The sequence below is a fragment of the Roseinatronobacter ekhonensis genome, from assembly GCF_900499075.1.
Taxonomy (GTDB): Bacteria; Pseudomonadota; Alphaproteobacteria; order Rhodobacterales; family Rhodobacteraceae; genus Roseinatronobacter; species Roseinatronobacter ekhonensis.
Window position 1 is genome coordinate 1 of sequence record NZ_UIHC01000100.1, and the last position, 4,293, is coordinate 4,293.

A 4,293-nucleotide genomic window follows, 5' to 3' on the forward strand; every position below is an offset into this window, starting at 1 on the left:
CGACAAGCCCAAACCCTTCAAATGGACCAAAACCGCCGAGGACATCCTCACCCGGGAACGCCGCGCTCTGAACGCGCTCGATGAAATTCGCGGAAACAGGTAGGAAGTGTCAGACTCAGAACACTAGGGTATTGTGCGACATTGCCTAGCGGAGCTTCTGTTGTGAACAGAACATCACCAGGTTTTGGACGCCCACGGTTCATCCATGTTTCGAACATATCTTTGTCGATGTATTCGTCGGCTTTGAAATCCAGATATCCCATTTTTACGTTACGGGCGGTAATCAAAGGGACTCCGGTTTCGGTTTTTGGAGGAGCTTTTCCTCGGTAGTCGATCAATTTGCTAAGCCAATCATTGATGGGAGCTGTTTTCCACAAGCCATCAAATCCCGGAAACCGCAACGTTGGCACGTTCTGTTTGTGTGTTTGTGTCATGGGCGTGGCTTAGGAATTAAATGGAGAAGGGATGCCAAGCTCACGGGCGAACACCGCGATGGTGGCGTCGGTTGTGGCCATCTCACCCTCAAGGCTTTTCAGGCCAGTCGTCACGGCGCTTAGGTCTATCGGTTCGTCCTCCTCAAAGGTGTCGACATAGCGCGGAATATTGAGGTTGTAGTCGTTCTCGGCCACCTCGGTGATCGGCGCGACATACGAATAACGCTCAAGCGTTTCGCGCTTGGCGTAGGTTTCGATGATTTTTTCAACGTGGTCATCGGTCAGGTGGTTCTGATTGCCCTGCTTTTCAAAATCTCGGCTGGCGTCGATGAACAGAATGTCTTGGTCATGCACGCGGCACTTCTTAAGCACTAGAATACAGGCCGGAATGGATGTTCCGTAAAACAGGTTCGGCGGAAGCCCGATCACCGCATCGAGGTAGTTCTGTTCCTTGATGATATATTCCCGGATAGCTCCCTCGGCACCGCCCCGGAACAGCACTCCGTGCGGCAATACGATGGCCGCTGTGCCGTTATCCGCCAGTTGGTGTATCATGTGCTGCACAAAGGCAAAGTCGGCCTTTGAGCCCGGTGCCAGACGTCCGTAGATGCTGAACCGGTCATCCGTTTCATTCAGAGGATTATCCGCGCTCTTCCATTTCGCTGAGAACGGGGGATTGGCCACCACGGCCTCGAACCGCTCCATAATATGCTGAGGTTCTTCGAGCGTGTCTTCTTGCTGTATGTCAAAACGGCTGAAATGCACGTCGTGCAAGATCATGTTCATCCGCGCGAGGTTGTAGGTCGTACGGTTAAGCTCCTGCCCAAAGAATTCACCGACCTCAGCTTCTTTGGCGATGCGAAGCAGCAGCGATCCAGACCCGCAAGCGGGGTCATAGGCAGATTTGATTTTGGATTTACCCAGGGTCACCACCTTGGCGAGGATGCGGCTTACCTGCTGGGGGGTATAGAACTCACCAGCTTTCTTGCCCGCTCCAGAGGCAAACTGAGCGATCAGATATTCATAAGCGTCCCCCAGGACATCAGCGTCGATTTCTTCGAGACGGAAGTCGATCTTATCAAGATGGGCCAGCACCTTGGCGATCAGAGTGTTGCGTGCAGCAGGGGAGCGGCCCAGCTTGGTGCTGGCCAGGTCGATGTCTTCGAAAAGTTTGTTGAAGTCGTCTTCGCTATCGTTGCCCATCGTGGATTGCTCGATGGCGTTCAGGATACCTTGCAGATCCTCAAGGATGAAGTTGCCAGCGGTTTCCTCGTCGTCCTCGTCGATCTTCACGTTTCCACGCGCAGCTACGGTGCTGAACATTTCTGTGGGCTTCAGGAAGTACCCCAGTTTTTCTAAGCTCTCTTCACGTATGGCCTCGAGGTCGTCCTCATCGGTCACATCGGCATAGGACTTCACATCCTCGGTCTCGAGTAGCTTGCCCGCAAAGAGGTTTTGCTTTTCCGACAAGTACTTATAAAAAATGAAGCCAAGGATGTAGTCCCGGAATTCATCTGCATCCATCTTGCCACGCAGCTCGTTGGCAATATTCCAGAGCTGAGTTTCGAGTCGCTTTTTTTGTTCTTCCGTCATGGTGTCCAGGCTAAAATTGTTTATCTAAATCCTACCCTATGCTGGCGTTGCGTCCAGCGAAAGCGCTGTATCTAGTAATCGGATGTGTTCGTGACGGATCCCCGTCCCTGCCGCTGCCCGAAAATCTGCACAAAGTTTGCCGCAACAATTCCATGGCGGTAGACTGGCAACATATCATGACATCCAGATTGAATGGGATCGGCCAGGCTCTGAGCCAGAGCTTGCACTTATCCGCCGACGATGCGCACGAGCGCGAAAAGGCGGAGGAGGTTGAACGCGCTACCTACCGACGCAAGTATTGGCAGGGGTATGCCAAGAAGGTCAAACGGATCTTCGGCACCGTGACGCCTGAAGACTACGAGGCGGTCATGCAACGCGCCGAAGAAGCTGGTCGCTCTGTTTGGCGTCAGGTTTGGGCTGAATCGCAAGCTTACTTTCGAGCCCAGCCACTGGCCACTGGCGAAATCGCCGATCAACAGCGGAAACTTGTCACCGAACTTCGGCGGATCGGTAACAACTTGAACCAGCTTGCCCGTCTGGGTCATATTCAGAACCGGAAGCAGGGAGCCTTGAAGACTAACGAGGGATCTCTAGAGGCTGAGGCTATGCAACAGCTGGCACGCCTCGAAGAGGTGGTGACCAAGTTTGATGATGGCGTGACTATTCGCGTGCATCCCCAAGACTGAAATGATCATCAAATCTATGTCTCGCAAGGCACCGACTTTTGGGCAACTTGCAGCTTATATCGGTCGAAGTGCGGAACGTGATGCTGGAACTGCATTCGTGCGAAACCTTTATTCCGACGGCGCGGACAGGTCAGCGGTGGTGGATCAGTTTTCAGAAAACTATCGTTATTTGCCAGCCCGGAAGGGCGGCAATGCCCTTTATCATGAAGTGATCGTCCTCGAACCGCAGCAGCATTTGCCGGGTTCGGAAGTGGAAGCAATGCTGCACCAGCTGGCTGAAGAATACTGTAGCCGACGCGCCCCACATCAACTTGCCTGGGGACAAGTTCATCACGACACCGAATTCCCACACATTCATCTTATGATCTCCGCCAACGCTGTGCGCTCAGATCGCCGCGTTCGCATGGACCGTACCTATTTCGCGGGTGTGCAGCGTGATCTGGAACGCTGGCGAGCAGAGCACTTGCCCGAACTGCGGACGCGTGTGGTGTACGGCAAGGAGCACGAGAAGCAGACCCCACGACAGCCGGTGCAGGAAGGGGAAATGGTGCGCCGGACCAACACGCCTTCGCGCAAGCAGCAGGTGCATGACCACGTTAAAGTGACGATCATCGCAGCGACAGATCGCACCGATTTTGAGCGACGTCTGGGTCAAACTGGTCTCGGGCTATACCAGAGGGGTCAAACGGTTGGGGTGGTCGATCAAGCGACGGGCAAACGGTATCGGCTGAAAACCCTAGGCTTAGATGCAGCCTTTCGGTCGCTGGAAACAGCCGGTCGTGAAACTGTACGCCTGGAACCCAAGCAGGCCTTCGATGACCGGGCCGAAACGCTATTGCGCCAGCGAATGGAGGCGACAGCCCGCCATCAGATCGACGAATTTGACCGCGATGATCGTGAGCGTGAATGAGTTTGGCCTGTTCAGCAACTTCAAGACAGTAACAGAAATGTTTGAAAATCGTTTGCGGCTCTGGATCAATACACTATCATTATTGCCAAATGCTTATGTACCTAACCGCCCCGAAGCGGGTCGACGCAGGATATGTTGCTCAAATCTCAACAGCCCCACCAAACACTGTAGGTTAAGGTATGCTTAGGCAGGTTTTTCCACTAAAATGAGATGCGCGATACGGGTTCTGTTACGATCATTTTGCCTTTCTCGCCCACCGACCACATTTTTCAAAACTAACCACTAAGAGTCTCCATGAAAGCTACAGACGCCAAACTTCTCGGCTTCCTCGAATCTGCCCGGCAGTTCGTGATTCCGATTTATCAGAGAACTTATTCATGGACGGAACGGGAGTGTCGACAGCTCTGGGATGACATTCGTCGAGCGGGTCGCAATGATCATATACCGGTCCATTTTTTAGGGTCCGTGGTTTATATAGAGGAAAGCTTGTCGAACACCTCAAGCCGCGCACCATTATTGGTCATCGACGGACAGCAACGGCTGGAGAAACGCGCGAAAGTTGGTGATGCCCTGAGGGGCGGCATATCATGGCGGTGTTCAGACGCCGTCAATTCTCAGTCGAGAAAGGGATATGCCACATGCCAGAGACTACCATCACTGAACTGCCCGA

General features: G+C 53.3%; 5 protein-coding genes. 3 read left to right on the forward strand and 2 right to left on the reverse strand.

Annotation, left to right across the window (positions count from 1 at the left end; genetic code table 11):
- Positions 1-47: 47 nt before the first annotated feature.
- Together ROE7235_RS20310 and ROE7235_RS18760 are read right to left on the reverse strand one after the other, a co-directional pair.
- The gene (locus tag ROE7235_RS20310) at positions 48-434 is read right to left on the reverse strand and encodes a restriction endonuclease subunit S domain-containing protein (protein ID WP_183073588.1); all 387 of its coding nucleotides are present in this window, start codon (positions 432-434) and stop codon (positions 48-50) included.
- A 9-nt stretch (positions 435-443) separates the two neighbouring features.
- Complete coding sequence (locus tag ROE7235_RS18760; RefSeq protein ID WP_121097387.1) at positions 444-2,027, reverse strand: type I restriction-modification system subunit M; 1,584 nt, start codon at positions 2,025-2,027, stop codon at positions 444-446.
- A gap of 38 nt (positions 2,028-2,065) precedes the next feature.
- On the opposite strand from ROE7235_RS18760, the gene ROE7235_RS18765 reads away from it, so the two are divergent.
- The 3 genes from ROE7235_RS18765 to ROE7235_RS18775 form a co-directional block, all read left to right on the forward strand.
- A complete protein-coding gene (locus ROE7235_RS18765) occupies positions 2,066-2,713 on the forward strand; it encodes a MobC domain-containing protein (protein WP_121097390.1) in 648 nt (215 codons plus the stop codon).
- Position 2,714: 1 nt separating this feature from the next.
- Complete coding sequence (locus ROE7235_RS18770) at positions 2,715-3,623, forward strand: relaxase/mobilization nuclease domain-containing protein (protein WP_121097393.1); 909 nt, start codon at positions 2,715-2,717, stop codon at positions 3,621-3,623.
- A gap of 294 nt (positions 3,624-3,917) precedes the next feature.
- Positions 3,918-4,293 (forward strand): DUF262 domain-containing protein (locus ROE7235_RS18775; protein ID WP_245964035.1); only part of this gene is annotated, 376 nt, incomplete at its 3' end.